Here is a 4,330-nt window from a genome sequence, read left to right as displayed (position 1 = left end):
GCGCTGTACCTCGCGATCGGCATCCTCGGCGCCACCGTGATGCCGCACAACCTGTACCTGCATTCATCGATCGTGCAGACGCGCCACGTCGCCGGCGACGACGCGAGCAGGCGCGAGGCGATCGGGCTGTCGACGCTGGACACCGTGGTCTCGCTGTCGCTCGCGCTGCTGGTGAACGCGGCGATCCTGACGMTCGCGGCCGCGGCCTTCAACGGCAGCGGGCACACCGAGGTCACCGAGATCCAGGATGCGTACCACCTGCTCGACCCGCTGGTCGGCGGCGTGTTCGCCTCGGTGCTGTTCGGCGTCGCGCTGCTGGCGGCCGGGCAGAGCTCCACCTTCACCGGCACCATCGCCGGGCAGGTGCTGATGGAAGGCTTCCTCGACCTGAAGATCCCGTGCTGGCAGCGCCGCCTGATCACGCGCGGCCTCGCGCTGCTRCCGGCGCTGGGCGGCGTGCTGTGGCTGGGCGACGCGGGCGTCGGCAAGCTGCTGGTGGCGAGCCAGGTGGTGCTGAGCTTCCAGCTGCCGTTCGCGATCTGGCCGCTGATCCGCTTCACCAGCGACCGCGCGTTGATGGGCTCGTTCGCGAACGGCCCGTGGCTGAAGACCGGTGCGTGGACGCTGTTCATGCTGATCAGCGCGGCCAACCTGTGGCTCGTGTCGGCGGTGTGGCGTCCCTAGAAGCGTCCCTGAAAATAAGGGTTGCAGCATCCAGGGGGCTTCGTTATTCTGCGTCGGCCAGTGCAGTCAACAGCAACTTAACCAGGAGTTGTTCATGCGCAAGCCGATGGGGCACACCGCCCACCAGCTTCACACTGCAGTACCGCATTCCGCATCCCTGCCAGCACGCTCATCGGTGTGCACGTCGATGACCCCACTCGGTCGCCCGACACCCTCCCCCCGACTGAGCCCATCGGCTCACTGAAGTCCGCGACCATCCGCTGAGGCACGTCCCACACGTGCCGGCGGCACGGCTGTACGCGATCGACCGCCTCGAGCGGCCGCGCGCTTTCCTTTCTCTTGCAGTTCGCCGTTGCAGTCCCCCCGCAGTTTCGTTGTCACTGTTGCGCAGCAGTTCCGTTGCAGTTCGTCCGCAGTCAGCCGTTCGAGGATGACCCATGAACATTGTCGGTCTGTCGTATGACTTCCATGATGGCGCCGCCTGCGTGGTGCGCGATGGCGTGCTGGTCAGCATGGCCTCCGAGGAGCGCTACACGCTGCAGAAGCACGACAGCAGCTACCCGGCGCTGTCGCTGGCGGCGCAGTTGCGCGAGCAGGGCCTGGCGCTCGACGAGGTCGACGAGGTCGTGTTCTACGAGCGGCCCGGCCCGAAGTACTCGCGCGTGCTGACCAACGGCTTCGCGCGCTTTCCGCACGGGCTGCGCGACTTCGTCTCGGCCAACCGCAGCTGGCTGCGCGACAAGCTCTGGACACGTGCCGCGCTGAGCTCGCGCTTCGGCGTCCCGCCGTCGCGCATCCACCTCGCGGCACACCACCATTCGCACGTCGCGCAGGCGTTCTACGCCTCCCCGTTCGACGAGGCCGCGGTGCTGGTGCTCGACGGCATCGGCGAGTGGGATTGCACGACGCTCGCTTATGCAAGTCGAGATGCCAGCCGCGACGCGAGCCAGGGCCTCCAGATCCTCGAGCAGTACGAATACCCGCATTCGATCGGCCTCGTCTATGCCGCCTTCACCGCCTACCTCGGCTTCAAGCCGAATTCCGGCGAGGCGAGCACGATGGCGCTGGCCGCCTTCGGCAAGCCGCGCTTCGTCGAGGCGATGCGCCGCGTGATGCGCAGCGAGCCCGACGGCAGCTACGTGATCGAGGTGTCGCACTTCAACTTCGACGGCGACGCGTCCACGCTGTTCGCCGCGCCGCTGATCGCCGCCTTCGGCCCGCCGCGCGATTTCCGCCAGCCGTATGCGTTCGATTCGCTGGCCGACGGCCCGCAGCAGGTGCCCGACGACGACCAGCGCTGCGCCGACATCGCCGCGAGCCTGCAGCACGTGCTGGCCGAGGTGCTGCTCGGGCTCGCGTCGCGCCTGTCGCGCCAGACCGGCTCGCGCAACCTGTGCTTCGCCGGCGGCGTCGCGCTGAACTGCCTGGCCAACACCGAGCTGATCGAGCGCAGCGCGTTCGAGCACTTCTTCGTGCCGCCGGACCCGGGCGATGGCGGCGCGGCCTTCGGCGCGGCGATGCTGCGTGCCGCGCAGCACGGCCCGGTGCAGCCGATCCGCCACCCGTACCTCGGTTCGTCGCATGCGCCGCACGATCTCGAACCGTTGATCGACGCCGATCCCTCGTTCAGCTTCCTGCTCGGCCACCAGGCGCTGGGCGCGCTGCCGGCCGCCGGCATCGGCAGCACCCGCTACACCGACGAAGACCGCCTGCTCGACGAGGTGAGCCAGGCGCTGGCCGACGGCGCGATCGTCGCGTGGGTGCAGGGCCGCTTCGAGGTCGGCCCGCGGGCGCTCGRCAACCGCTCGCTGCTGGTGCATCCCGGCAAGCTCGACACGGTGCGCCGCATGAGCCGCAGCGTGAAATCGCACACCCACTTCCGGCCGTATGCGCTGTCGATCACCGCCGAACAGGCCGAGCAGGTGCTCGACACCCGCTGGGTCGGCGAGCCGGTGATGAAGTGGATGCAGACCATCTGGCCGGTGCGCGAGGCGTACCGCACGCAGCTGCGCGGCGCGATCCACGCCGACGGCACGACGCGCCCGCAGGTCTGCACGCGCGACGACAACCCGCGCTACTGGGCGCTGCTGAACCGCTTCGGCCAGCACAGCGGCGTGGCCGCGCTGCTGAACACCTCGCTGAACGAGCGCTCGCTGCCGATGGTCGGCCACCCGCGCATGGCACTCGCGATGTTCGCCCGCACCGGCATCGACATGCTGGTGATCGACGACCTGGTGCTGCGCAAGCGCTACTGAACTGACCGACGTTGCCACCCCGCAAGGAGAACCCCATGAAGATCGTCTGGATGATCCAAAGCATCTCCGCGTCGCTGCGCGACATGGTGGGTGCGCTCGCGCAGCGGCGCCAGCGCTGGCTGCTGATCCTGCTGCCGGTGCTGCTGGTGATCTCGGTGCTGCTGGCGATCGTGTCGTCGTCCGGCGCGCTGGCACCGTTCCTGTACCCGCTGTTCTGAATCCCCGGTCCATGAGCACGCCCGGCGTTCGCAAGAAAACCCCGCTCGCCCTGAGCTTGTCGAAGGGTCGGACCGAGCCTGTCGAAGGCCCGTCGTCCGCGCAGCGGCGCAGCCGACGCGCAACGGTCGCCGGCACCCTGCTCGAATGCCTGGTCGTGCTGGCCGTGGTCGCGCTGCTGCTCGAAGGCATGAGCCGCATCGTGCACCTGAACAAACGCCCGGCGATCCCGGCCGTCAGCGACGCCGACGGCGCGCTGCGCATGCCGGCCGGCTTCGACGCGACGATCCAGCTCGCCGGCCGCGAGCCGTTCGCGCTGTGCACCGATGCGCAGGGCCTGCGCGTGGCCGACTGCAGCGCGGCCACGCTCGCGGCCGAGACCGACGTGCTGGTGGTCGGTGATTCGCAGGCGCTCGGCTGGGGCTTCGATTTCGGCAAGACCTTCGGTGCGCTGGTCGCGGCGGAGCTGCCCGGCCGCCGGGTCGGCAGCGCGCGCCTGATGGCCGCGGCCGCCACCGATGTCGAATCGCTGCAGTCGTGGGCGAGCGACTATCGCCATCACCGCGAGGGCGGGCAGGCCACCGCGCCGCTGCTCAACATCGTCTCGCTGAACCTCGGCAACGACCTCGACGAGATGTTCTTCTCGCGCAGCAGCGTGACGATCCCGCGCTTTCGCGCTGCACGCGAATGGCTGGCGGTGCACAGCACCGTGATGGCCGACTTCACGATCGCGAAGAACGCGCTGTTCAATGCCGAATGGCAATCGCCGCCGGGCGCCAACCCGGTGCTGTTCGCGCTCGACGACGCCGAGCGCGCCACGCTCGCGAGCGCCGCGGCGGCGGCGGTGGAGCGGCTCGCGCGCGCGCTGCCGCCGGCGCGCGAGACCGTCGTGCTGCTGCTGCCCAACGACTACCAGGTGCAGCCGGGCGAGTTCGACAAGTACCGCCGCTTCTACCCGCAGGCGGCCCAGTTCGAATCGTGGCAGCGCCGCATTCCGCAGGCGGTCGCGCGGCTCGATGCGCTGGAATCGGCGATCGCCACCGAGCTGCAGGCACGCGGCTTTCGCGTGGCCGTGCCGCACGAGGCGCTGAAGGCCGTCGATCCGCTCACGCTGTTCGACCGCGGCAGCCACCACTACAGCCCGCTCGGCCAGCGCATCCTGGCCCGCTCCATCC

4 protein-coding genes are annotated in these 4,330 nt (G+C 69.5%); all 4 read left to right on the top strand.

Going from position 1 to position 4,330, the window contains the following annotated elements:
* Nucleotides 1-684 (top strand): Nramp family divalent metal transporter (locus AC1D12_RS26085; protein WP_477843857.1); only part of this gene is annotated, 684 nt, incomplete at its 5' end.
* A 437-nt stretch (nucleotides 685-1,121) separates the two neighbouring features.
* Nucleotides 1,122-2,939, top strand: coding sequence for a carbamoyltransferase family protein (locus tag AC1D12_RS26080; RefSeq protein ID WP_477843855.1), 1,818 nt, complete (start codon nucleotides 1,122-1,124; stop codon nucleotides 2,937-2,939).
* Between the two features lie 35 nt (nucleotides 2,940-2,974).
* Entirely contained in the window at nucleotides 2,975-3,157 is a 183-nt protein-coding gene (locus tag AC1D12_RS26075) for a DUF5989 family protein (protein ID WP_047508213.1), read from the top strand.
* Nucleotides 3,158-3,168: 11 nt separating this feature from the next.
* The coding region (locus AC1D12_RS26070; RefSeq protein WP_477843853.1) for a hypothetical protein at nucleotides 3,169-4,330 on the top strand (1,162 nt) is incomplete at its 3' end.

This window comes from Rhizobacter sp. P1_G5, assembly GCF_056405435.1.
The sequence above is the reverse complement of the archived record's forward strand: the minus strand, read 5'-3'. Positions and strand labels throughout refer to the sequence as shown.